Below are 22,571 nucleotides of genomic sequence, written 5' to 3' on the forward strand. Positions count from 1 at the left end.
GGCACGTCATGACCGAAGCGGACAAGACCGACTTCGAGACCCTGCGGGTGGAGTGGCGCGAGGACCGGGCCGTGGTGGAGCTGCACCGGCCCCAGGCGCGCAACGCCATCAACGCGGCGATGATCGCCGAGCTGCACGAGGTGTGCGCCCGCGTCGAGGCCGACCCGCGCCCGCTGCTGCTCACCGGGCACGGCACCGTGTTCGCGGGCGGCGCCGACATCTCCGAGCTGCGCGAACGCGGCCGCGAGCAGGCACTGGCCGGGATCAACAGCCGCCTGTTCGAGCGCCTGCACCGCCTGCCGGCCCCCACCGTGGCGGCCGTGGACGGCTGGGCGCTGGGCGGCGGCGCGGAGCTGTCCTACGCCTGCGACATCCGCATCGCCACCCCCACCGCCGTGTTCGCCCAGCCCGAGCCGGGCCTGGGCATCATCGCCGGGGCGGGCGCCTGCTGGCGGCTCAGGGAGCTGGTGGGCGCGTCGGTGGCCAAGCAGGTGCTGCTGGGCGGGTTCCGCCTGGACGCCGAGGCGGCGCTGCGGCACGGCCTGGTCGCCGAGATCGTGCCCGCCGAGGAGCTGCGCGAGCGCGCCCACGCCCTCATCGACCGCATGGCCGCCTCCTCGGCCCTGGCACTGCGCATGACCAAGATGGTGCTGGACGCCGACGGGCCCCACCCGCTGGCCGACGACCTGACCCAGGCGGTGCTGTTCGAGACCGCCGACAAGCACGACCGGATGACCCGGTTCCTGGAGAGGAAGAAGCGTTGACCTCCGGCAGCACCGCAACCCCGGACACCGCCGTCCCCGCCCTGGTCGCCGTCATCGGCGGCGGCACCATGGGAGCCGGGATCGTCCAGCAGTTCCTCACCGCGGGCGCCTCGGTGACCCTGGTCGAGGCCACCGCCGAGGCCGCCGGGGCGGGCCGCGACCGGGTCGCCTCCGGCCTGGCCGCCTCCGCCGCGCGCGGCAAGCTGGACGGGGAGCCCGACGCGTACCTGGCCCGGCTGTCCACCGCCACCGACGCCGCCGACATCCCCGCAGGGACCGGCCTGGTGGTCGAGGCCGTGCCCGAGAGGCCCGAGCTGAAGATCGCCGTCCTCACCGCCGCCGAGGCCGCCGTGGGGGAGGAGGCCGTGCTGGCCTCCAACACCAGCTCCCTGTCGGTCACCGAGCTGGCCGCCGCCCTGAAGCACCCGCGCCGGTTCCTGGGCACCCACTTCTTCAACCCGGTGCCCGCCTCCAAGCTGGTGGAGATCGTCACCGCCCCCGACACCGACCCGGCGGTCACCGCCGCGGTGCGCGGCTGGGTGGCCGCCCTGGGCAAGACCGAGATCGTCGTCCGCGACGCCCCCGGGTTCGCCACCAGCCGCCTGGGCGTCATGCTCGGCCTGGAGGCCATCCGCATGGTCGAGGAGGAGGTCGCCTCCCCGGCCGACATCGACACCGCCATGGAGCTGGGCTACCGCCACCCGATGGGCCCGCTCAGGCTCACCGACCTGGTCGGCCTGGACGTGCGCCTGGCCATCGCCGAGTACCTCGCCGCCGAGTTGGGCGACCGCTTCTCCCCGCCGGAGCTGCTGCGGCGTATGGTCGCGGAGGGGAAGCTCGGCAAGAAGACCGGACAGGGCTTCCACACCTGGAACAAGGGAGAGTAGGGCGTTGAGCGAACAGAGGGCGGCGGAGTTCTCCGAATCCGACGGGCTGGCCGTGGTGCGGCTGAACCGGCCCGCGCTGACCCGGGAGGTGAAGGAGGAGCTGCTGGCCGCGCTGAGCGGGGCCGCCGCCTCCACCACCGCCCGCGCGGTGCTGCTGCTGGGGTCGGACAAGGCGTTCTGCGTGGGCCAGGACCTGGCCGAGCACGCGCGCACCCTCCAGGAGGGTGCCGGCGGGGCCCTGAACACCGTCCGCGAGCACTACAACCCGATCGTGCTGGCCCTGGAGTCGATCCAGGTGCCGGTGGTGGTGGGCATCGGCGGCGCCTGCGTGGGCGCCGGGATGGGCTTCGCCCTGGCCGGGGACGTGCGGGTGGCGGCCCGCCGGGCCAAGTTCGGCACCGCGTTCACCGGCATCGGCCTGGCCTCCGACTCGGGCCTCGCCTCCCGGCTGGTGGCCTCGCTGGGGCAGGCGCGGGCCATGGAGCTCATGCTGCTGGGCACCCTGTTCGGCGCGGACCGGGCGCTGGAGCTGGGCCTGGTCACCGAGGTCGTCGACGACGACGCCTGGGAGAAGCGCGCCCGCGAGCTGGCCGCGACCCTGGCGGCCGGCCCGACCGCGGCGTTCGTCGCCGCCAAGCGCGAGGTGCGCTCCGCGGCCGAGGGCGGGCGCCCGCTGGCCGAGCTGCTGGAGGAGGAGGCCGACCTCCAGCAGCAGCTCGGGGAGACCGCCGACCACGCCGGGGCCGTCGACGCCTTCGTGAACAAGCGCACGCCGACCTTCACCGGCCGCTGACCCGCGGCCGGCCGGCGGCCCGCACCGCCGGTCGGCCCCGTGGGTCCCTGTGGTCCCACCGGTTCCTGTGACCGCGTGGGCTCCGGCGGCCCCGCTGGTCTCTGTGGCCGCGTGGGTCCTGGTGGCCCCTGCGGCCCTACTGGTTCCTCTGGCCGCGTGGCCCCGGCGGCCTGGGGTCCCGGTGACCATGCCGGTCCTCGCGGTCGCGTCGGCCCCGGTGGCGCAGGCCACCGGGGCCCGCTCGGTGTCCCGCCGACCGGCCCGTCCGGGGCAGGACCCGCCCGCGTCCGGACTTGACCCGCGCGGCCGGATGCGTGGATACTAATTACTGACCGAACGTTCGGTTATGAATGGGGATGGATCAATGACCGTGACGCAGGAGGCGCCCCCCGGCGCCGACGACGCGCTCCAGGCGGACTTCGACGCGAAGATCGCCGCGGACCAGCGCATCGAGCCGCGCGACTGGATGCCCGAGGCCTACCGCAGGACCCTCGTGCGCCAGGTCTCCCAGCACGCCCACTCGGAGATCATCGGCATGCAGCCGGAGGGCGACTGGATCGCCTCCGCGCCCAGCCTGCGCCGCAAGGCCATCCTCCTGGCCAAGGTCCAGGACGAGGCGGGCCACGGCCTGTACCTGTACGCCGCCGCCGAGACCCTCGGCGTCGACCGCGCCGACCTCACCACGCGCCTCATCGAGGGCCGCCAGAAGTACTCCTCGATCTTCAACTACCCCTCGACGACCTTCGCCGACGTCGGCGTCATCGGCTGGCTGGTGGACGGCGCCGCGATCTGCAACCAGGTGCCCCTGTGCCGCAGCTCCTTCGGCCCCTACGCCCGGGCCATGGTGCGCATCTGCAAGGAGGAGTCCTTCCACCAGCGGCAGGGCTACGAGCTGCTCATGCGCATGATGGAGGGCACCGAGGGCCAGCGCCGGATGGTCCAGGACGCCGTCGACCGCTGGTGGTGGCCGTCCCTGATGATGTTCGGCCCGCCCGACGCCGACTCGCCCAACACCGCGCAGTCCATGGCCTGGCGGATCAAGCGCGACACCAACGACGACCTGCGCCAGAAGTTCGTCGACATGACCGTCCCCCAGGCGGAGAAGCTGGGCGTCACCCTGCCCGACCCCGAGCTGGCCTGGAACGCCGACCGCGGCCACTACGACTTCGGCGAGCCCGACTGGGTCGAGTTCAAGCAGGTCGTCTCCGGCGCCGGCCCCAAGAACGCCGAGCGCATCGCCCGCCGCCGGGCCGCCCACGAGAAGGGCGGCTGGGTCCGCGAGGCCGCCACCGCCTACGCCGCCAAGCAGGCGGCCAGGGCACGCAACACCGAGAACCTCCAGGAGGCCACGGCATGAGCAACGACACCACCGCGACCTCCGGCGCCGCCCGCCCGGAATGGCCGCTGTACGAGGTCTTCGTCCGCGGCAAGCGCGGCCTCAACCACGTCCACGTCGGATCGCTGCACGCCCCCGACGACACCATGGCGCTGCACAACGCCCGCAACCTGTACACCCGCCGCAACGAGGGCGTCAGCATCTGGGTGGTCCGCGCCGAGGACATCACCGCGTCCAGCCCCGACGAGAAGGACCCCTTCTTCGCGCCCAGCGGAGACAAGGTCTACCGCCACCCGACCTTCTACCCCATCCCCGAGGACGTCCCGCACATCTAGGCGGCGACCCGGGACGACGAGGCTTCGAGGAACAGAACACATGAGTGGCGACAACATTTTCACCGGCCTGGTCGAAGAGCACCAGGGCGACGCCCGCTGGGCCTTCGGCACCGGCTTCACCGACGCCCTCGCGGGCGTCGACACCACCCTCCCCGCGGGGGTGGACGGCGCCGACCTGGCCCTGTACTGCCAGATGCTCGGCGACGACGCGCTGGTCCAGGCCCAGCGGCTGATCCACTGGGTGACCGACGCGCCCGAGCTGGAGGAGGAGGTGGCGCTGGCCAACATCGCCCTGGACCTGCTCGGCCAGGCGCGCCTGCTGCTGGCCCGCGCCGGCCAGGCCGACGGCACCGGCCGCGACGAGGACGCCTTCGCCTACCGCCGCGCCCCGCACGAGTTCCGCAACGTGCACCTGGCCGAGGCGCCCCGCGGCGACTTCGCCCGCGCCGTCGTCACCCTGCTCGTGCTCTCCAGCCACCGGCTGGCCCTGTTCACCCGGCTGGCCGACAGCGCCGACCCGGTGGTCGCCGCCATCGCGGCCAAGGGGGTCAACGAGCTGGCCTACCACCGCGAGTACGCGGTGTCCTGGGCACTGCGCCTGGGCGACGGCACCGACTACTCGCACGAGCGCCTGGCCGAGGCCGTCGCCGACGTGTGGCCGCTCACCGGCGAGCTGTTCGCCGCCCACCCCGTCGAGACCCGCCTGGCGGGCCTGAACGCGGCCGTGGACCCCGTCACCGTCCGCGACGAGGTCCACGCCGTCCTGACCTCGGTCCTCACCGAGGCCACCCTGCCCGCCCCCGGCCCCTTCCCCGAGGCCGCGGTGGCCGGGCGCGAGGGCCGCCACACCGCCGAGCTCGCCCCCCTGCTGGACGAGCTCCAGAAGGTGGCCCGCGAGCACCCGGAGGCGACGTGGTGACCGCCGCACCGGTCCGGGACGTCGAGCGCGCCCGCGCCGCGGCCGCCGCCGTCACCGACCCCGAACTGCCCATGCTCACCCTCGCCGACCTGGGCATCCTGCGCCGGGTCGAGATCGACGGGGAGGGCACCGTACAGGTGTGGATCACCCCCACCTACTCCGGCTGCCCGGCCCTGGCCGAGATGCGGGTGGACGTGGACCGGGCGGTGCGCGCCGCCGGGTTCGGGGCCGTCGAGGTGCGCACCGAGCTGTCCCCGGCCTGGACCACCGACTGGATCACCGACGAGGGGCGGCGCAAGCTCGCCGAGCACGGCATCTCCCCGCCGGGGGCCGCCCCCCGACGGGCCGCCGGGCCCGTCCCGCTGACCCTGCTGCCCACCCGGACCGCCCCGCGCTGCCCGCTGTGCCGGTCGGCCGACACCGAGGAGCTGTCCCGGTTCGGGGCGACCTCCTGCAAGTCGCTGCACCGCTGCCGGTCCTGCCTCGAACCGTTCGAGCACGTCAAGGAGATCTGACCGTGACCACACCCGTCACCGACGCCCCCGCGGCCCCGCGCCGCGGGTCGGTGTTCCACCGGCTGCGCGTGGCCGCCGTCGAGAAGCTGTGCGACGACGCCGTCGCCGTGAGCTTCGACGTGCCCGACCACCTGGCCGAGGAGTTCGCGTTCGCCCCGGGGCAGTCGCTGACGCTGCGCCGGGAGGTCGACGGGGTGGAGGAGCGGCGCAGCTACTCCATCTGCGCGCCCGCGGGCGACGCGCCCCGGGTGGGAGTGCGCCTGGTCGCGGGCGGGCTGTTCTCCACCTGGCTGGTGGAGGAGGTGCGCCCCGGCGACGAGGTCGAGGTGGGCGTGCCCACCGGCCGGTTCTGCCCGGACCTGTCCACCGCCGCCAGGCACGTGATGATCGCCGCCGGGTCGGGCATCACCCCGATGCTGTCGATGGCCGCGTCGCTGCTGCGCCGCACCGGCTCCCACGTCACCCTGCTGTACGGCAACCGGCGCAGCGACACGGTGATGTTCGCCGACGAGCTGGCCGACCTCAAGGACGCGTTCGGGCACCGCTTCGAGCTGGTGCACGTGCTGTCCCGCGAGCCGCGCGAGGCCGAGCTGTTCACCGGCCGCCTGGACGGCGCCAAGCTGGAGGCGCTGCTGGACACCATCGTCGCGGCCGACGCCGCCGACCACTGGTGGCTGTGCGGCCCCTTCGGGATGGTCACCGACGCCCGCCGGGTGCTGGCCGAGCGGGGGGTGTCCGCCGAGCGGGTCCACCAGGAGCTGTTCTTCGTCGAGGGCGCCGAGCCGCCGCCCCAGGCCCGCCACGAGGACCCGGAGGTGGAGGGGCCGGCCAGCGAGGTCACCGTCATCCTCGACGGGCGCACCACCACGCTGACCCTGCCGCGCGGGGTGCCGGTGCTGGACGCCGCCCAGCGGTACCGGCCCGACCTGCCCTTCGCCTGCAAGGGCGGCGTGTGCGGCACCTGCCGGGTCAAGGTCTGCGACGGCGAGGTGCGCATGCTGCGCAACTACGCCCTGGACGAGGCCGAGGTGGCGGCCGGGTACGCGCTGTCCTGCCAGGCGCTGCCCGAGACCGACGCCGTGACCGTGGACTTCGACTCGTGAGCGGGGAGGGCGCGGTGCGCAACGGGGCCGCCTGGGAGATGTTCGAGGCCGACCGGGCCTCCAAGAACCTGGGGATGCGCCTGGTGCGCGCCGACCTGGGGATCGCGGTGGTGGAGATGACCGTGGGGCCGCTCATGGTCAACGGGCACGGGATCGCCCACGGCGGGTTCGTGTTCACGCTGGCCGACACGGCGTTCGCGTGCGCCTGCAACGTGGACGGGCGCGGGGTCACCGTGGCCTCGGGCGCCGACGTCACGTTCGTGGCCCCGGCCCACGAGGGCGACCTGCTGGTGGCCACGGCCGAGGAGCGGACGGTGTTCGGGCGCAGCGGCGTCTACGACGTCACCGTGCGCCGCGGCGAGGAGGTCGTCGCCGAGTTCCGCGGCCGCAGCCGCACCCTGCCCGCCAGGGGCTGACACACCCGTCGGGGCCGCCCGGGGACTTCCCCGGGCGGCCCCGACGGGTGGACCCGGAAGGATCAGGGCCTGCCGTACCCGGACGCCACGGGACGGAGCCGGGCGCGGCCCGCGCGCACGGCTCCGTCCGGTAGGGCCGTCTCAGCGTTCGACGACGTGGCGCTCGTTGGGGACGCAGTGGGTCATGGTCAGGCCGGAGACGTCGCGGGGGCCGTTGGAGCCGAGTTTCGACAGGCGCCGGAGGTCCTCCTCCGTGAGGCTCTGGCTCTCCAGCGGCGCCAGGTGGGACACGTCCTCGGGGCTGATGCCCAGCCTCTTGCCCACGCGCAGCCCCAGGTCGTCCTCCACCAGCAGGAAGTGCCACACCATGCGCTCCTGGACGGCCCGGTCGCACTGGGAGAGCAGCGTCGAGAAGTTGTGCACGAGGTCGTCGCGCTCCCACTGCTCCATCAGCAGGTAGCGCTGCCCGGCCTGCCGGTAGTCGTTGGTGCGCGCGATGCGCTTGCGGGTGACCCGGCCCCGGATCTCCGGGCCCTGCTCGTCGTGCGTGGGGTACTTCCCCTCGCGCAGGCCGCCGGTGATGGACGGCTCGTAGTTGACGTGCGGGTTCTCCCCGCCCGTGTCCTGCTCGTAGGTCATCAGGCCGTCGCGCTGGTTGGTGCGCACGTTCGCGTTCTTGGCCCGGTTCACCGGCAGCTGCAGGTAGTTGGGGCCCACCCGGTAGCGCTGGGTGTCGCTGTAGGAGAAGGTGCGGCCGACCAGCATCTTGTCGTCGGAGAAGTCCAGGCCGTCCACCAGCACACCGGTGCCGAAGGAGATCTGCTCGTTCTCGGCGAAGTTGTTCGACACGTTGCGGTCGAGCACGATCCGCCCCACCGGCTTGGGCGGGAAGTCCTGCTCCGGCCAGGTCTTGGTGTCGTCCAGGGGGTCGAAGTCGAGCTCGGGGTGCTCATCGTCGCTCATCATCTGCACGAGCAGCTCCCACTCCGGGTGGTCGCCCCGGTCGATGGCCTCGTGCAGGTCCTTGGTCGCGTGCCCGGTCTCGGTCGCCTGGATGTTCGCGGCGTCGGCCTCGGTCATGCTGCGCACGCCCTGCTTGGGCATCCAGGTGTACTTGACCAGGACGGTCTCACCCGCGGCGTTGACCCACTTGTAGGTGTTGACGCCGAAGCCCTGCTGGTGCCGGTAGTCCGCCGGGATGCCGCGCGGGCTGAACAGGTTGACCAGCATGTGCATGCACTCGGGGGTCTGGGACATGAAGTCGAAGATGCGGTTGGGCTCCTGCCGGAACGTCACCGGGTCCGGCTTGAGCGCGTGGATGACGTCGGGGAACTTGATGGCGTCGCGGATGAAGAACACCGCGAGGTTGTTGCCCACCAGGTCCCAGTTGCCGTCCTCGGTGTAGAACTTGACCGCGAACCCGCGCGGGTCGCGGGCGCACTCGGAGGAGTCCCGTCCGCCGATGACCGTGGAGAAGCGCAGGGCGATGTCGGTGCGCTTGCCCTTGCCCTGGAAGAGCTTGGCGCGCGTGTACCGCTCGATCGGCTCGTCGCCCCAGGCCCCGTAGGACTCGAAGTAGCCGAAGGCCGTGGCGCCCCGGGCGTGCACCACCCGCTCGGGGATGCGTTCCCGGTCGAAGTGGCTGATCTTCTCCAGGAACTGGTAGTTCTCCAGGGTAGCGGGCCCCCGCTCGCCGACCGTCCTCTGGTTCTGGTTGTCGTAGACGGGGTGCCCCTGGCGGTTGGTGAGCACCTCCCGGTCGTCTCCCGGCTGCGGTCCCCGGCTGGATACGTCCGTCATGCGAGTGGTCCCCCGACGCTCGTCGTGATCCGTTCCCCCGCCCACACTGCCCCGTGGCGGCCGACGGACACCCTCGAGCCACGGGAAAGTGGCAGATTTTTACCGGTCCCGCCCCCGGCCCCGGCCCTTCGGCCGCCGGGTGGCCCGGAGGTGTCGGCGCGGGGGAGCGCCGGAGCAGAAGCCGGTGAGGGCCCGGGCGGGCGGGGCATCGGCGCGGGCACGGCGCTCGGGGGCGCCGGCACGGGGCGGCGCGTTCGGAGAAGGGGTCCGGACATGGGGGTGCCCGGGGGCGCCGTCGGGTGGGGACGGCGCGCTCCCGGGCACAGGCCGGGCCCATGTCCCCCAACATGGGCCCAGCGGGTGCGGCCGGGATGCACGGGATGCGGTCCGGCCGCTGGGAAGGCGAACGCGGCGGTCGGGTACGTGCCGGAAACCCCCATTGCCGGCACGAGCGCTCACGTTCGCACATGGTCTCGTTGTCACGCTCCGGACCCGTGGGGCGGGTTCCGTCCGCGTTCACCTGAGAGAACGTGCCATGGCGGCCGGATGTTCCCGGCTAGCACGATTCCTGAAAGATGTCCAGGTCACATTCGCGGATGTCGCCTCCGCGACCACGCGCGGTAATGTCGGGGGCGCGCCCGCGCCGGGCGCGCACGGCTGTCGACGGGAGGGCGCGTCCACCATGGCCGACCGGAGCATCGGCGTCGTCGGCGCCGGGATCGTCGGGCTCGCCACGGCCCGTGAACTGGTCCTGCGCCGTCCGGGGACCCGTGTCGTGGTCTTCGAGAAGGAGGACCGGGTGGCCGTGCACCAGACCGGGCACAACTCCGGAGTGGTGCACGCGGGCATCTACTACGAGCCCGGCGGCCTCAAGGCCCGGCTGTGCACGCGCGGCCGGGACCTGCTCCGGGAGTACTGCGCGGAGCGGGGACTGCCGTACGAGGAGTGCGGCAAGCTCGTGGTCGCGCTCACGCCGCGGGAGGTGGACCGGCTGGACGCCCTGCACGCCCGGGCCGGCCGCAACGCCGTCCCGGGGCTGCGCCGCCTCGGGCCCGAGGGGATCCGCGAGATCGAGCCGCACGCCGCCGGCCTGGCCGCCCTGCACTCCCCGCGCACCGCCATCACCGACTACACCCGCATCGCCCGCGCCTTCGCCGAGGACATCGCCGCGGCCGGGGGCGAGGTCCGGTTCCGGGCCCCGGTCACCGCCGCCGTCCCCGCCGGGGACGGGGTGCGCGTCACCGCCGGGGGCGAGGACCTGCGCCTGGACGGGCTGGTCGTGTGCGCGGGCCTGCACGGCGACCGGGTGGCCCGGGCCGCCGGGGACGGGGACGGGCCCCGCATCGTGCCGTTCCGCGGGGAGTACATGCTGGTGCGCCCGGCCAAGGCGCACCTGGTGCGCGGCCTGGTGTACCCCGTGCCGGACCCCCGCTACCCCTTCCTGGGGGTGCACTTCACCCGCCGGGTCTCCGGGGAGGTCGAGGTCGGCCCGAACGCGGTCCTGGCGCTGGCCCGCGAGGGCTACCGCCACTCCGACATCCGCCTCGCCGACCTGCGGGACACCCTCGCCTGGCCGGGGTTCTGGGCCATGGGGCTGCGCCACTGGCGCACCGGGGCCGCGGAGGTGTACGGATCGTTCTCCAAACGCGCCTACATGCGGGCCGCCCGGCGGTACGTCCCCGACATCGGGCCGGCCGACGTCGTGCGCGGAGGCTCGGGTGTGCGCGCCCAGGCCCTGGACCGCGACGGCTCACTGGTGGACGACTTCCGCATCCACCGGGTCGGGCCGGTCACCGCCGTGCGCAACGCGCCCTCTCCCGCGGCCACGTCCTGCATGGCCATCGCCGAGCACATCGCCGACACCCTCGAAGGCGGCCCCGGGGGCTGAGGCGGAGAACACCCGGGCCGGGACGGGCGTCACACGGTGCGGAACCGGGAATCCCCCGGAGGCGACACCGATCAGGGAGGGCCCGATGAGCACCCCCACCACCCCCGAGCCGCCCGCCCCCGCCCCCACCGCCCCCCTGGGGCCGCCTCCGGGCCTTGCGCCCCTGGCCGCCGACGACCCCCGCGCCCTGGGGCCCTACCGCCTGGCCGGCCGTATCGGCGCGGGCGGCATGGGCGCCGTCTACGGGGGAGTGGGCCCCGACGGGCGGTGCGTCGCCGTCAAGACCGTGCACGCCCGCCACGCCCGCAGGCGCCGCTACCGGGAGGCGTTCGCGCGCGAGGTGGAGATGCTGGGCCGGGCCCGCGGCATCGGCACCGCCGCGCTGTACGCCGCAGACGTCGCCGCCCGGGTGCCCTGGCTGGCCTTCGAGTACATCCCCGGACGCGACCTGCGCGCCCACGTGCGTGCGTTCGGCCCGCTGGAGGGGGAGATGCTGCGGGCGTTCGCGGTCGGCACCGCCGAGGGCCTGGCCGGCCTGCACGCCGCCGGGATCGCCCACCGCGACATCAAGCCCGGGAACGTGGTGCTGTCTCCGACCGGCCCCAGGATCGTCGACTTCGGCATCGCCACCGAGATCGGCGCCGACCGGTCCACCGACCGCGCCGCCTCCTACGGCACCCCCGGCTGGGTGGCGCCCGAGCGCTATGCCGGGGCCGCCGCGGCCCCGGCCGCCGACGTGTTCGCCTGGGGCGGCCTGGTGGCGCTGGCCGCCACCGGCCGCGACCCGTTCGGCGGCGGGACCCCGCAGGAGCTGCGGGCCCGGGTCGAGGCCGGGGAGTACGACATCGACGGGGTCCCCGCCACCCTCCGGCCCCTGGTGGAGGCGGCGCTGTCGGTGGACCCGGCGGCGCGTCCGCGCGCCGTGCAGGTCATGCGCGCGCTGCTGCCCGAACCCGGTGAGTTCGGCCTGACCGACGCGAGCGGCCGGGTGCCCGCCGCCCGGACCCTGCGGGCGCTGCTGGACGCCCACTGGCGGGGCGTCGACGCCGCCGGGCACGACCCGCGGCTGTGGGCGGGCGCGGTCGGCCTCGCCTCGGCGGCCGGGCTGGCCGGCACCGCCCTGCTCTCCGGCGGCGGGACCGCGACGGCGGGCGGAGGCGCGGCCGCCACCGGCGGCACCGCTGCGGGCGGCACGGCGGCGGGCGCCGCCGGAACGGGCACGGCCGCCACGGGCACCGTCACGGGCGCGGCCACGGTCAAGGGCGGCGGTGTACTGGCCGCCGTGGCCGGGTCCAAGGCGGCGCTGGCCGGTGCGGGGGTCCTCCTCGCCGGGAGCCTGGCCGGCGGCGGCTACCTGGTCTACGAGCGGGTCGCCGACGACCCCGCCGAGGCGGTGCTCGCCGCCGCGCAGGTCCTGGAGACGGGGGAGGGCTTCACCGCCCGCGTCGAGCGCACGGCGGTCGGCGGGGGCGAGACGGTCGTGGAGGAGTACCTCTACTCGGCGGAGGAGCGGACCTTCCTCGTCCGGGGCGCCGCCATGGGAGAGGGGACCACCGCCGTGGCCGCCCACCGCGGCGGGCTGTACGTGTACGCCCCCTGGGAGGAGGAGTTCTCCGGTCATATCTGGCACGATTCGGCCGCCCCCGTGCCGGTCGACGCGAGCGTGACCGCCGATTCCCTCACCGGCCTGGCGGCCGCGCCGCTGCGCGCCCTGGCCGACTCGGGGGAGGCCACCCGGGACGGAGGGGGGACCGTGTACACGGGGCCGACCGTGCTCGGGGTCCTGGCCGGGGGCGTCCTCACCGAGGAGGAGGCGACCGCCCGGGTGGAGGTCGGCGCCGACGGCGCCCCGGTGCGGGCCGAGTACACCACCGGCTCCTGGGAGGTGCGGGTCGACTTCACCTCCACCGGGGAGGCGGTCGAGGTGGAGGACCCGCGGACCGCGTCCGCCGGGGACGGGGCCGGCTGGGCCGCGGTCCACGCGCCGGTGTGCGGGACCGTGACCGCGTTCGACCGGGAGTGGGACGTCCAGGCCAGCGGCTGGGAGGTGGACTGCGGCTACGCGATGGAGGTCGCGGAGGCGATGGCCGACCCCGGCACCACGCCGGAGGAGGCCTTCCCCGACCGGTTCGAGTACCTGGCCGGCTACAGCGGGAGCGGCGGCGGCACCTGGCTCGTCGACGGGGAGATGGCCTGTGCGATCTTCCGCCGCGACCTGGGCGGGACGATCGAGGGGCGTACCTGGTACCTGTCCCCCTGCCACTCGGCCTCCGCGGTCGCCGAGGACGGGCCCTTCACCACGGTGGAGTTCGGGCCGCGGACCCTGATCGACTACCACGAGCGGCCCTGACCGGCCCGGACGGGAAGAGGCCGGGGCCCGCCGCGCGGTGGCGGCGGACCCCGGACACAGGCCGGGCCCGTGTCCCCCAACACGGGCCCGGCGGGCGCGGCCAGAAGCACTGAGTGCGGTCCGGCCGCTGGGAAGGCGAACGTGGCGATGAATTCGTGTCGGAAACCCCCATTGCCGACACGACGCGCACGTTCGCGCATGGTCTGTGATGTGTGGTGCGGCGCCTTCGGGACCTCGGCGGCGGGTTGCGGGATCGGGGTCTGCGGGGCTTCGAGGTCCGGGGTTCGGGGCGCTTCACCTGTGAGAACGCTTCGTACAGCTTGGGTGTTCCCCGTGGTCCCGGGGATTTTCACCCCGCCCGGTAAAAACCGGGTGCGGACCCGGCCACGGAATCCCTAAGCTGCCGGTCGCGCGGGGTGCGAACGCCCCGTGCCGACGACGAGGGGGATGATCGGTGTGGCCGGGGTCATGACGTTGTGGCGTCCGACGGGGCCGGAGGAGCTGGACCTGGTGCGCGCGTCGGGGTGGCGGGAGTGGCCGCCGCGCCTGCCGGACCAGCCGATCTTCTACCCCGTCCTCAACGAGGACTACGCCGCCCGCATCGCCCGCGAGTGGAACCTGCCCCGGTCCGGGGCGGGGTACGTGACCCGCTTCGACGTGGACGCGGACTTCGCCGCCCGCTACCCGGTGCGGCAGGCGGGCGGGCGTACGATCCTGGAGCTGTGGGTGCCGGCCGAGGAGCTGGAGGAGTTCAACGCCCACCTGGTGGGTCCGATCCGCCTGGTGCTGTCGTTCTTGCCCGAGCACCCCGAGGGCCTGCGCCACGACGGGGACGGCACCGCCTCCTAGGCCGGCCCCTGAACCGGCCCCTCGCCGCGGCCCGGGGCGCCGCCCGCGCGGCCGTCCCGGGCCGCGGGCTCCCGGTGGGACAGCCACCCCACGAGGTCGTCGGTGAGGAACTCCCCCTCGTCCGCGACCCCGGGGCACAGCGCGCCCAGGTCCAGCAGCACCACCTCCGCCGACTCCCGCCCCGAGGCCGGGTCGAAGTCCGGGCCGGTCTCCCGCATGAGGAGCCCGCGGCCGCCGCCGTCGTCACCGACGAGCACCCACCCGGGCGCGTAGCGGGCGACCTCGAAGGCGGCGTTGCGCTCGGCCAGGGTGTGCGGGCCGTAGACCGCCGTCCCGTCCGCCAGGTACAGGCCGGGCGTGGCGCGCCACAGGTCGGCCACCGAGGGGTTGGGCGCCGGGGCGAGCCCGCCCCGGTGGCCGGCGAGCTCGGCGCGGGCCCCCTCGTCCACCGGGAGGCCGGGGTCGTCGGACTCCTCGCGCAGCCACGAGTCCCGCAGCGGCCCCGCCGGGTTGAGCCGCCGGACGGCGCCGGCGTCCTCCTCGTCCGGGGGCATGGTCCCGGCCAGCAGCAGGACGCCGAGGCGGTCGGCGCCCGTACCGAAGAACCCCTCGGAGTCCAACCGGCGCAGCGCCTCCTCCATGGACGCGAGCCGGGTCGCGTACTCGGCGAGGCGGTCCCGCTCGCCGGGGATGTCGAACAGGTCGCCGCGGGCCCCGAACGCCCGCACCACCTCCCCGAAGTGCTCCTCGTAGCCCCATACGGCGTACGGGCCGTCGGGCAGGCTCCAGGGGTGGGCCCCGGTGCGCGCCGCGCCCTCGGCCGAACCCGCCGCCAAGTACGGCGGGAGCGCCTCGCCCGTCGTCAGGAGCGCGAAGGCGTGGAAGTGCTCGGGGTGGCGCGCCCGCAGGTCGGCGACGGCGGCGCGGGTCGCCCCGGCGATCACGCGGGTCAGCTCCGGATCGGGTGCCGGGCGCACCGGGGCCGGCGGCTCCGAGGCTGTGGCCAGGGCGGCGAGCAGGGTCGCGGCGTCGGTCCGGCTCTCCGGTCCCGGGGAGGCGTCGCCGACGCACTCGTGCACCTCGTGGCGGTGGGGCGCGACCAGGTCGAGCACGGTGCGCAGGCGGCGGGCCGCCTCGGCGTGGTCGTCGCCGAACAGCCCGACCCGCAGCAGAGGTTCACTCGACCGGGCGCGCCGGGCCACCTCGGACACGCCCAGGCCCAGGACGCGGTGCAGGGCCGCCAGCACGGCGGCGGGCGGACGCTCGCGCAGGAGGACGTACGCGTTGACGGCGTTCGGATCGGTCACCGGCGCCCCTTTCCACGGTTCGGTCGCGGGGGACAGGTTAGCGGGGGCCGGGGACGGGGACCGCGGCGGATGTCCGCGCGGCCCGGGGCCGGGGATCCGCCCGCACCCGCGCTGGAGCGGGAGAAGACCCGTGCCGGGGAGGGGCCGCAGGCCCCGCCCCGGGGCACGGGGCCACGGCGAGGACGGCGGACGCGGCCGCGCACGGCGGCACGGGTACAGCGGGCGCCGCGGGCGTGTGAAGTGACACCACGTCATGCGTCCACCTGTGAGAACGTCACGGCCGGGTGGTGACACGGCGGGACTGCCGGGCGGGCGCGCCGCCGACTGTAATGGGGGCCATGTCCACTTCCACCACGGCAGTCATCGACGTCCAGAGCCTGAACATGAAGTACGGCGACTTCCACGCCGTCAAGGACCTGTCCTTCCAGGTGCGGCGCGGGGAGCTCTACGCCCTGCTCGGCACCAACGGGGCGGGCAAGACCTCGACCCTGGAGGCCGTCGAGGGCCACCGCGCCGCCACCTCCGGCACCGTCCGCGTCTTCGGCCGGGACCCGCGCGACCGCGGCGGCGTCCGCCCCCGGACGGGCATCATGCTCCAGGAGAGCGGCTTCTCCCCGGACCTCACGGTCCGGGAGTCGGTCCGGCTGTTCGGGACGCTCTCCCGGCGCACGGACCGCGTGGAGCGGCTGCTCGACCTGGTCGACCTCTCCCACCGGGCCGGCACCAGGGTGTCCCAGCTCTCCGGCGGCGAGAAGCGCAGGCTCGACTTCGCCACCGCCGTCTACGGGGGGCCCGAGCTGGTCTTCCTCGACGAGCCCACCACCGGCCTGGACATCCGCTCCAGAGACGCCCTGTGGGACGCCGTGGACCGGCTGCGCGAGGACGGCGCCACCGTCGTGCTCACCACGCACTACCTGGAGGAGGCCCAGCAGCGCGCCGACCGCATCGGGCTCATGCACCAGGGCACGCTGCGCCGCGAGGGGACCGTCTCCGAGCTCACCCGGACGCTGCCCGCGACCGTCCGCTTCTCCCTGCCGCCCTCCGCGCCGGTGCCGCCCCTGCCCGCCGTCCCCGGGGAGGGCGGGGCGCTCCTCGTCGAGACCCCCGCCCTGCAGAAGGACCTGCACGTCCTCCTGGACTGGGCGCGGGACCACGCGGTGGAGCTGCGCGACCTCCAGGCCGGGCCGACCCGGCTGGACGACGTCTTCCGCGCCATGGGCGCCGAGTAGCGGTCGGCGCGGCGCCCGACGACCCCTCCCGAACCTTCCAGACAAAGGACCCGCCATGCTCGCGATCGCTCAGGGTGAGCTGATCCAGATCTTCCGGAACCGGCTGGTGCTGGTCACCATGCTCGTCATGCCCGCGGCGGCCAGCGCGTTCTACATGTACCTGCAGGACCGCATCCCGTTCCTCGACCTCGGCGGCGTCGCCGCGATCCTGGTGTTCCTCGTGGTGACGATGGGGCTCTACACCACCGCGGTGACCACGCTCGCCTCCCGCCGCCAGAACCTCTACCTCAAGCGGCTGCGCTCCACCGCGCTGGACGACGCCCGCATCCTCACCGGGCTGCTGCTGCCGGTGACCGCCTTCGCGGTCGCGCAGACGGCCGTGGTCCTGACCGTGCTGTCGGTCGTCGCCGCCCCGCCGGAGCGGCCCCTGCTGCTGGTGGCGGCCGTGCTGGCGGCGGTCGTCATGATGATCGGCCTGGCGCTGGCCACCGCAGGGGTGACCAACTCGCCCGAGCACGCCCAGGTGACCACGCTGCCCGTCCTGATCGGCGTGCTGGCCGTCTCCGGCTGGGTGGGGTTCACCGGGGCGGAGGAGTTGGCGCCGCTCAAGCGGCTGCTGCCCGGCGGCGCGGCCACGGAACTGGTCGTCGGCGCCTGGAACGGCGGCGTCCCGCTCGCGGACTCCCTGCTCCTGCTGGCTCCGACCCTGGCCTGGGTGGTCGTCGCCGTGGCCCTGGCCTTCAGGGTCTTCCGCTGGGAGCCCCGCCGCTGACGGCGGGGCCCCGGCCGCCGGCCGTGCCGCCCGGTTCGAGGGCGCACGGGAGGGCGGCGCGGCGTCGGGGGACGCCTGGGGTACCGCCGCACGGCCGTATCGACGCCGTCGATACGGCCGTCGGTGTGTCGGGGGTCAGGCCTCGCCGAGGCGCGGCCTGGGGGCCAGGTCGGGGTCCAGGCTGCTCAGCGCGGTGACGACGTCGGCCAGCGCGTCGGCCAGGACCACCGGCTGACGGGGGCCGTCGGCGTGCGCGGTGTCGGCGCGCTCGTGGTCGTCGGGTCGGTGGTGGGGAAGCCGCCGGGGATCGAGGGTGACGGACATGTGGTTTCGGGCGCGGGGTCGAGGGGGCGCCCTTCTCCTTCCGGTGCGTTCGACGTCCTCGTGTCCGGCCGACCATGACTCCGGGTGACCGGGATGGTGTCGGCTTTACCAGGGATAGCAGGTCCGGATGACATTCTGCGGATACGGAGCGTGCCTGTGGATGAACAGCGTCCGGCCGCGGAGGCGCCGGCGGGGAATACGGGGGGTGTGTCCACCGTTCGAACGTGATAGTTTCGCAGGAAACTACTTCTTGGAAAGCTAGTTCAGGAGCGGGCCATGCAGTTCGGAATCTTCTCGGTCGGCGACGTGACCACCGACCCCACCACCGGCCGGACGCCGACGGAGCACGAGCGCATCAAGGCCATCATCGAGATCGCGCTCAAGGCCGAGGAGGTCGGGCTCGACGTCTTCGCGACCGGCGAGCACCACAACCCGCCGTTCGTGCCGTCCTCGCCGACCACCATGCTCGGCTACATCGCCGCGCGGACGGAACGGATCGTCCTGTCCACCGCGACCACCCTCATCACCACCAACGACCCGGTGAAGATCGCCGAGGACTACGCCTTCCTCCAGCACATCGCCGACGGCCGGGTGGACCTGATGATGGGCCGCGGCAACACCGGCCCGGTCTACCCCTGGTTCGGCTACGACATCCGCGAGGGCATCCCCATGGCCCTGGAGCACTACAACCTGCTGCACCGCCTCTGGCGCGAGGACGTCGTGAACTGGGAGGGCAAGTTCCGCACCCCGCTGCAGGGCTTCACCGCCACCCCGCGCCCGCTCGACGGCATCCCGCCGTTCGTGTGGCACGGCTCCATCCGCAGCCCGGAGATCGCCGAACAGGCCGCCTACTACGGTGACGGCTTCTTCCACAACAACATCTTCTGGCCGGCCACCCACACCAAGAAGCTCATCGCGCTGTACCGCCGCCGCTACGAGCACTACGGCCACGGCAAGGCCGAGCAGGCGATCGTCGGCCTGGGCGGACAGGTGTTCATGCGCAAGAACTCCCAGGACGCGGTCAAGGAGTTCCGGCCCTACTTCGACCACGCGCCCGTCTACGGCGGCGGACCCTCCCTGGAGGAGTTCACCCGGGAGACGCCGCTGACCGTCGGCAGCCCGCAGCAGGTCATCGACCGAACCCTGACCTTCCGCGAGATGTTCGGCGACTACCAGCGCCAGCTCTTCCTCATGGACCACGCGGGCCTGCCGCTCAAGACCGTCCTGGAGCAGCTGGACCTGCTGGGCGAGGAGGTCGTGCCGGTGCTGCGCAAGGAGTTCGCCGCCGGCCGCCCCGCGCACGTACCCGACGCGCCCACCCACGCCTCGATGCTCGCCGCCCGGCGGGCCGAGGACCGCAACGAGGAGAACACGGAGGCCAGGGAATGACCGTCCGCCGCATCGTCACCGTCTCGGCGGGGCTGAGCACCCCGTCGTCCTCCCGGCTGCTCGCCGACCGGCTCACCGCCGCCACCGAGCGCGCCCTGGGGGACGAGGGGATCCAGGCGCAGGTGCGCACGGTGGAACTGCGCGAACTCGCCCACGACGTCATGAACGCCATGGTCACCCAGGTGCCCACCGGCGACCTGCCCGGTGTGCTGTCCGACGTGGCCGGGGCCGACGGGATCATCGCGGTGACCCCGGTGTTCAACGCCTCCTACAGCGGACTGTTCAAGTCGTTCTTCGACGTGGTCGAGCAGGGGGCGCTGGACTCGGTCCCGGTGCTCGTCGGCGCCACCGGCGGCAGCCCGCGCCACTCGCTGGTCCTGGAGCACGCCCTGCGGCCGATGTTCACCTACGCCCGGGCGCTGGTCGTCCCGACCGGTGTCTACGCGGCCTCGGAGGACTGGGGCGCGGGCGACGAGGGCGCCCGCGAGCTCAACGAGCGCATCGAGCGGGCCGGCCGCCAGCTCGCCCGGCTGGCCGCCGACCACGAGCGGCGCGAGGAGGACCCCTACGACGAGCCGGTCGCCTTCGCCGACCTGATGTCCGGCCTGGGCACCTGACCCGCCCGTCCGCGCGGCCCCGACCGGGAACCCCCGGCCGGGGCCGCCCTGCTTCCGCCGGGAGAGGTCGTGGGCGACGGGCTGTGGCTGCTGCCCGACGAGGCGTGGGACCGGATCCCGCCGCCGCTCCCGGCCGGGGACTAGCCGCGGGGCGTGGCCCGGGCGTCCACCCAGGCGCACAGGTCCTCCAGCGCGGCCTCGGCGCGGTCGCGGTCCCCGGTGGTCAGCAGGTCGGTCTCCAGGCCGGAGAAGGCCGCGTTGAGCAGGGTCGCGGTCCGCAGGGCCTCGGCGGCGGGCAGCCCCCGCAGGGCCAGGCAGGAGGCCACGAACGCGGCCCGGCCGCGCACGAAGCCCGGCACCTCCACGGGCAGCCGGCCGGCGGCGGCGAGCCCCTCGATCTCCCGGATGAGCCGGGTCACGGCGATCTCCGGCTCCGCCAGGGTGCGCCGCCAGGTGTCGCGGACGATGTCGCCCACCGGGACCCCCGGGTCGTCCCAGCCGGGGGTGGCGCGCAGCGCCGCGTGCTGCACCTCGTCCAGCCGCTCCAGCACCGCGACGAGCAGGGCCTCCTTGCCGGAGAAGTGGTGGGTGAGGACCCGGGTGCTCTGCCCCAGGCCGCGGGCGAGGTCGCGCAGCGAGAAGTCGGCGGCGCCGATGCGGGCCAGCTCGGCGATGACGGCGTCCAGGACCTCGCGGCGGCGCTCGGGGTCGGCGGTTCGGGGCATGGGGCGCGATCACCTCTTCTTCCTTCGCCCCACGTTCGCACACCTATTAAGGAAACAGTTGTTACCCTAATCGCATGCGCTCATCCCGGTGGCTCCCCGCCCTCACCCTCACCGCCTTCGCGGTCCAGACCGACGACTTCGTGGTCATCGGCGTCCTGCCCGGGCTCGCCGCGGACCTGGCCGTCCCCCCGTCCGCCGCCGGCCAGCTTGTCACCCTCTACTCCCTGGGCTACGCGCTCACGGCACCGCTGTGGGCGCTCCTGCTGGCGCGGGTCCCGCCCCGGGCCGTGCTCACGTGCTCCCTGGCGGTCTTCACCGCGGCCAACCTCGCCGTGCCGCTCACCGAAGGGCTCGGCCCGCTGCTGGCGCTGCGCCTGCTGGCGGCCCTGTCCGCGGCCGTGGCCCTGCCCTGCGCCCTCGCCCTGACCGCCGCCCAGGCCCCGCCCGAGCGGCGCGGCCGCCACCTGGCCACCGTGATGACCGGGCTGACCGGGGCGGTCCTGCTCGGCGTCCCGCTGGGCGCCTGGGCCGGCGGCCTCTTCGGATGGCAGGCCGCCTTCGTGCTGGGCGGGCTGCTGGGCGCCGCCGCCCTGGCCGCCTCGGCCGCCACCGTGCCCGCCTCCGGGCCGGTGGGGGAGCGGCGCGGACCGGTGGACCTGATCCGTCCGCTCGCCTCCCGCGCCGTCGCCGCCGTCCTGGCCGCCACCGTGCTCACCGTCGCGGGCAACATCGCCTTCCAGACCTACCTCGCGGTGTTCCTGGCCGGCCTCGCGGGTGTGGGGCCCACCGCCCTGGGCGCGCTGCTGGTCGCCGCGGGGGTCGGCGGGCTGGTGGGCACCCGCGTCTCGGGGACGCTCGCGGACCGTGTCGGGCCGGGCCGCGCCTTCGCCGGGGCGGGCGCGGTGTTCTGCGCGGTGATGGTCGCGTTCGCCCTGCTGTGGTGGCTGCGCCCGGTGCCGGTCGCGGTGGTGGCGCTCCTGCTCGTGCCCTGGTCGGCCGCCGCCTGGGCGGTGCCGCCGGCGCTCCAGACGCTCATGGTCGCCCGCGTCGGCACGCGGACCGCCGGCCGGGCGCTGGCCGTGCACAGCTCGTCGGTGCACGTCGGCGCCGCCCTGGGCGCCGTGCTGGGAGGTGCCGCCGTCGCGCTCGGTCCCGGCCTGGTCCCGGCCGCCGCGGCCCTCGCCGCGGCGCTGGGCCTGGCCGCGGTCCCCCTCGTCCGCCGCCCCCGCCCCCTCCCGCACCCCTGACCGGACCCGGCGCCGCGCCCGAGGGGGAAGGGCGGACACCCGTGGGAGGGGGCCGGTGGGCCCGTACCCGGGCCGGGGTTTCCGAACGGTGTTCGGTAAGGTGGCCCGCATGGATCCCGTGCGCATCTACAGCCAGTCCCAGGAGCGTCTGATCGCCCTGGCCGGCGGCCTCGACGCCGCCGCGCTGGCCACCACCGTCCCCGCCTGCCCCGACTGGACCGTCCACCAGACCTACGCGCACCTGGCCGGACTGTGCGCCGACGTGGTCGCCGGAACCGTCACCCCGCCCGCCTCCGACGAGGTCACCGCCCGCCAGGTCGCGGAGCGGGAGGGCCGCGGCATCGCGGAGGTCTGCGACGAGTGGCGCGCGGGCACCCCCGCCCTGCTGGAACTGCTCGGCACCCAGAACCGCATGCGCTACCGCCTGCCCGTCGTGGACGTCTGGACCCACGAGAACGACATCCACGGCGCGCTGGGCCTGGACCCCGTCACCGAGCACGCCGATGCCCTGCTCGACTTCGCCCTCTCCGGGCTGGGCCGCGCCTGGCCCGAGCAGGCGCCCGGCCCGACTGTCACCGCCACCGACGCCGACCGCTCCTGGACCCTGGGCGCGGGCGGCGGCCCGCACTGGCGGGGCACCGCCTTCGAGCTCTACCGCGCCCTCATGGGGCGGCGCACCCCCGGCCAGATCGCCGCCATGGACTGGACCGGCGACCCTGCGCCGGTCCTGCCGGCCCTGTCCCTGCTGCCCGCCACCCGCGAGCCCCTCACCGTCTGATCCGCGCGCCGGGCCGGGGCGGTCCGCCGTACCCGGTCCCGCGAAGTACCGGTTTCCCCTCCATTGCGGGGCGACGGCGGCGGTGTTAATTTCTCCCCATCGGCTATGGGAGCGCTCCCTCACGGAGAGCGCCCCCACGGCCGGAACGGGCGCGGCCCCCGCCGCGCCCGGGCGGCGGCGCCGGTGCCGGTCCCGCCGGTGCCCCCTGCCCGTCCGCCGATCCTTCCG

The 22,571-nt window shown here is 74.7% G+C and carries 22 protein-coding genes; 18 read left to right on the forward strand and 4 right to left on the reverse strand.

Features of this window, described 5'->3' with window-relative positions; all coding sequences use genetic code 11:
* Positions 1–8: 8 nt before the first annotated feature.
* The 9 genes from KGD84_RS13685 to paaI all read left to right on the forward strand — a co-directional run bounded on the left by KGD84_RS13685 (position 9) and on the right by paaI (position 7,068).
* On the forward strand, positions 9–764 hold the full coding sequence (locus tag KGD84_RS13685; RefSeq protein ID WP_220560716.1) for an enoyl-CoA hydratase/isomerase family protein: 756 nt from the start codon (positions 9–11) through the stop codon (positions 762–764).
* Positions 761–1,651, forward strand: a complete 891-nt coding sequence (locus tag KGD84_RS13690; protein WP_260697220.1) for a 3-hydroxyacyl-CoA dehydrogenase family protein — start codon at positions 761–763, stop codon at positions 1,649–1,651. Before KGD84_RS13685 ends, KGD84_RS13690 begins: the two co-directional genes overlap by 4 nt.
* A gap of 4 nt (positions 1,652–1,655) precedes the next feature.
* Positions 1,656–2,444 carry an enoyl-CoA hydratase/isomerase family protein gene (locus KGD84_RS13695; protein WP_220560717.1) on the forward strand — a complete coding sequence of 263 codons (789 nt, stop codon included), beginning with the start codon at positions 1,656–1,658 and terminating at the stop codon, positions 2,442–2,444.
* Between the two features lie 364 nt (positions 2,445–2,808).
* Positions 2,809–3,801: a 1,2-phenylacetyl-CoA epoxidase subunit PaaA gene (gene paaA / locus KGD84_RS13700; protein ID WP_220560718.1), complete on the forward strand. Its 993-nt coding sequence runs from the start codon at positions 2,809–2,811 to the stop codon at positions 3,799–3,801.
* The gene (gene paaB / locus KGD84_RS13705) at positions 3,798–4,115 is read left to right on the forward strand and encodes a 1,2-phenylacetyl-CoA epoxidase subunit PaaB (RefSeq protein WP_220560719.1); all 318 of its coding nucleotides are present in this window, start codon (positions 3,798–3,800) and stop codon (positions 4,113–4,115) included. Before paaA ends, paaB begins: the two co-directional genes overlap by 4 nt.
* Before the next feature lie 40 nt (positions 4,116–4,155).
* A complete protein-coding gene (gene paaC / locus KGD84_RS13710; RefSeq protein WP_220560720.1) occupies positions 4,156–5,034 on the forward strand; it encodes a 1,2-phenylacetyl-CoA epoxidase subunit PaaC in 879 nt (292 codons plus the stop codon).
* Positions 5,031–5,549, forward strand: coding sequence for a 1,2-phenylacetyl-CoA epoxidase subunit PaaD (gene paaD, locus KGD84_RS13715; RefSeq protein ID WP_255646520.1), 519 nt, complete (start codon positions 5,031–5,033; stop codon positions 5,547–5,549). Before paaC ends, paaD begins: the two co-directional genes overlap by 4 nt.
* 2 nt (positions 5,550–5,551) lie before the next feature.
* Complete coding sequence (gene paaE / locus KGD84_RS13720; RefSeq protein WP_220560722.1) at positions 5,552–6,652, forward strand: 1,2-phenylacetyl-CoA epoxidase subunit PaaE; 1,101 nt, start codon at positions 5,552–5,554, stop codon at positions 6,650–6,652.
* 38 nt (positions 6,653–6,690) lie between these two features.
* On the forward strand, positions 6,691–7,068 hold the full coding sequence (paaI, locus tag KGD84_RS13725; RefSeq protein WP_220565721.1) for a hydroxyphenylacetyl-CoA thioesterase PaaI: 378 nt from the start codon (positions 6,691–6,693) through the stop codon (positions 7,066–7,068).
* 141 nt (positions 7,069–7,209) lie between these two features.
* On the opposite strand, the gene KGD84_RS13730 is transcribed toward paaI, so the two are convergent.
* Positions 7,210–8,868, reverse strand: coding sequence for a catalase (locus KGD84_RS13730; protein WP_220560723.1), 1,659 nt, complete (start codon positions 8,866–8,868; stop codon positions 7,210–7,212).
* A 682-nt stretch (positions 8,869–9,550) separates the two neighbouring features.
* On the opposite strand from KGD84_RS13730, the gene lhgO reads away from it, so the two are divergent.
* The 3 genes from lhgO (at position 9,551) to KGD84_RS13745 (ending at position 13,955) form a co-directional block, all read left to right on the forward strand.
* Entirely contained in the window at positions 9,551–10,756 is a 1,206-nt protein-coding gene (gene lhgO / locus KGD84_RS13735; RefSeq protein ID WP_220560724.1) for an L-2-hydroxyglutarate oxidase, read from the forward strand.
* An 85-nt stretch (positions 10,757–10,841) separates the two neighbouring features.
* Positions 10,842–13,106, forward strand: a complete 2,265-nt coding sequence (locus KGD84_RS13740) for a serine/threonine-protein kinase (RefSeq protein WP_220560725.1) — start codon at positions 10,842–10,844, stop codon at positions 13,104–13,106.
* Positions 13,107–13,553: 447 nt separating this feature from the next.
* Positions 13,554–13,955 (forward strand): ADP-ribosylation/crystallin J1, encoded by a 402-nt coding sequence (locus KGD84_RS13745; RefSeq protein WP_370634688.1) that lies wholly within the window; start codon positions 13,554–13,556, stop codon positions 13,953–13,955.
* Here KGD84_RS13745 and KGD84_RS13750 read toward each other — a convergent pair.
* Positions 13,952–15,262, reverse strand: coding sequence for a DUF4303 domain-containing protein (locus tag KGD84_RS13750; RefSeq protein ID WP_220560726.1), 1,311 nt, complete (start codon positions 15,260–15,262; stop codon positions 13,952–13,954). The two genes, KGD84_RS13745 and KGD84_RS13750, sit on opposite strands and share 4 nt — an antisense overlap.
* A gap of 338 nt (positions 15,263–15,600) precedes the next feature.
* Between KGD84_RS13750 and KGD84_RS13755 the strand changes: the two genes are divergently transcribed.
* Together KGD84_RS13755 and KGD84_RS13760 are read left to right on the forward strand one after the other, a co-directional pair.
* Positions 15,601–16,491 (forward strand): ABC transporter ATP-binding protein, encoded by an 891-nt coding sequence (locus KGD84_RS13755; RefSeq protein ID WP_220560727.1) that lies wholly within the window; start codon positions 15,601–15,603, stop codon positions 16,489–16,491.
* A gap of 55 nt (positions 16,492–16,546) precedes the next feature.
* Complete coding sequence (locus tag KGD84_RS13760; protein ID WP_220560728.1) at positions 16,547–17,263, forward strand: ABC transporter permease; 717 nt, start codon at positions 16,547–16,549, stop codon at positions 17,261–17,263.
* Between the two features lie 135 nt (positions 17,264–17,398).
* On the opposite strand, the gene KGD84_RS13765 is transcribed toward KGD84_RS13760, so the two are convergent.
* A complete protein-coding gene (locus KGD84_RS13765; RefSeq protein ID WP_220560730.1) occupies positions 17,399–17,587 on the reverse strand; it encodes a hypothetical protein in 189 nt (62 codons plus the stop codon).
* 276 nt (positions 17,588–17,863) lie between these two features.
* Between KGD84_RS13765 and KGD84_RS13770 the strand changes: the two genes are divergently transcribed.
* On the forward strand, positions 17,864–18,976 hold the full coding sequence (locus KGD84_RS13770) for an LLM class flavin-dependent oxidoreductase (RefSeq protein WP_220560731.1): 1,113 nt from the start codon (positions 17,864–17,866) through the stop codon (positions 18,974–18,976).
* Complete coding sequence (locus KGD84_RS13775) at positions 18,973–19,593, forward strand: FMN reductase (RefSeq protein ID WP_220560732.1); 621 nt, start codon at positions 18,973–18,975, stop codon at positions 19,591–19,593. Before KGD84_RS13770 ends, KGD84_RS13775 begins: the two co-directional genes overlap by 4 nt.
* A gap of 140 nt (positions 19,594–19,733) precedes the next feature.
* Here the strand turns inward: KGD84_RS13775 and KGD84_RS13780 are convergent, their stop codons facing one another.
* Positions 19,734–20,318 carry a TetR family transcriptional regulator gene (locus KGD84_RS13780; protein ID WP_220560733.1) on the reverse strand — a complete coding sequence of 195 codons (585 nt, stop codon included), beginning with the start codon at positions 20,316–20,318 and terminating at the stop codon, positions 19,734–19,736.
* Between the two features lie 74 nt (positions 20,319–20,392).
* On the opposite strand from KGD84_RS13780, the gene KGD84_RS13785 reads away from it, so the two are divergent.
* The gene (locus KGD84_RS13785; protein ID WP_220560734.1) at positions 20,393–21,565 is read left to right on the forward strand and encodes an MFS transporter; all 1,173 of its coding nucleotides are present in this window, start codon (positions 20,393–20,395) and stop codon (positions 21,563–21,565) included.
* 109 nt (positions 21,566–21,674) lie between these two features.
* A complete protein-coding gene (locus KGD84_RS13790) occupies positions 21,675–22,343 on the forward strand; it encodes a maleylpyruvate isomerase family mycothiol-dependent enzyme (RefSeq protein WP_220560735.1) in 669 nt (222 codons plus the stop codon).
* Positions 22,344–22,571 lie beyond the last annotated feature (228 nt).

The sequence above is a fragment of the Nocardiopsis changdeensis genome, from assembly GCF_018316655.1.
Classification (GTDB): Bacteria; Actinomycetota; Actinomycetes; order Streptosporangiales; family Streptosporangiaceae; genus Nocardiopsis; species Nocardiopsis changdeensis.

What these genes read in the sequence shown, in the direction of transcription:
- KGD84_RS13770 (WP_220560731.1), top strand. Translation starts at nt 17,864, where the DNA reads ATGCAGTTCGGAATCTTCTCGGTCGGCGACGTGACCACCGACCCCACC.
- lhgO (WP_220560724.1), top strand. Translation starts at nt 9,551, where the DNA reads ATGGCCGACCGGAGCATCGGCGTCGTCGGCGCCGGGATCGTCGGGCTC.
- KGD84_RS13765 (WP_220560730.1), bottom strand. Translation starts at nt 17,587, where the DNA reads ATGTCCGTCACCCTCGATCCCCGGCGGCTTCCCCACCACCGACCCGAC.
- KGD84_RS13760 (WP_220560728.1), top strand. Translation starts at nt 16,547, where the DNA reads ATGCTCGCGATCGCTCAGGGTGAGCTGATCCAGATCTTCCGGAACCGG.
- KGD84_RS13785 (WP_220560734.1), top strand. Translation starts at nt 20,393, where the DNA reads ATGCGCTCATCCCGGTGGCTCCCCGCCCTCACCCTCACCGCCTTCGCG.
- KGD84_RS13745 (WP_370634688.1), top strand. Translation starts at nt 13,554, where the DNA reads ATGATCGGTGTGGCCGGGGTCATGACGTTGTGGCGTCCGACGGGGCCG.
- KGD84_RS13755 (WP_220560727.1), top strand. Translation starts at nt 15,601, where the DNA reads ATGTCCACTTCCACCACGGCAGTCATCGACGTCCAGAGCCTGAACATG.
- paaB (WP_220560719.1), top strand. Translation starts at nt 3,798, where the DNA reads ATGAGCAACGACACCACCGCGACCTCCGGCGCCGCCCGCCCGGAATGG.
- paaA (WP_220560718.1), top strand. Translation starts at nt 2,809, where the DNA reads ATGACCGTGACGCAGGAGGCGCCCCCCGGCGCCGACGACGCGCTCCAG.
- KGD84_RS13730 (WP_220560723.1), bottom strand. Translation starts at nt 8,868, where the DNA reads ATGACGGACGTATCCAGCCGGGGACCGCAGCCGGGAGACGACCGGGAG.
- KGD84_RS13790 (WP_220560735.1), top strand. Translation starts at nt 21,675, where the DNA reads ATGGATCCCGTGCGCATCTACAGCCAGTCCCAGGAGCGTCTGATCGCC.
- paaI (WP_220565721.1), top strand. Translation starts at nt 6,691, where the DNA reads ATGTTCGAGGCCGACCGGGCCTCCAAGAACCTGGGGATGCGCCTGGTG.
- KGD84_RS13685 (WP_220560716.1), top strand. Translation starts at nt 9, where the DNA reads ATGACCGAAGCGGACAAGACCGACTTCGAGACCCTGCGGGTGGAGTGG.
- paaC (WP_220560720.1), top strand. Translation starts at nt 4,156, where the DNA reads ATGAGTGGCGACAACATTTTCACCGGCCTGGTCGAAGAGCACCAGGGC.
- KGD84_RS13780 (WP_220560733.1), bottom strand. Translation starts at nt 20,318, where the DNA reads ATGCCCCGAACCGCCGACCCCGAGCGCCGCCGCGAGGTCCTGGACGCC.
- KGD84_RS13775 (WP_220560732.1), top strand. Translation starts at nt 18,973, where the DNA reads ATGACCGTCCGCCGCATCGTCACCGTCTCGGCGGGGCTGAGCACCCCG.
- KGD84_RS13740 (WP_220560725.1), top strand. Translation starts at nt 10,842, where the DNA reads ATGAGCACCCCCACCACCCCCGAGCCGCCCGCCCCCGCCCCCACCGCC.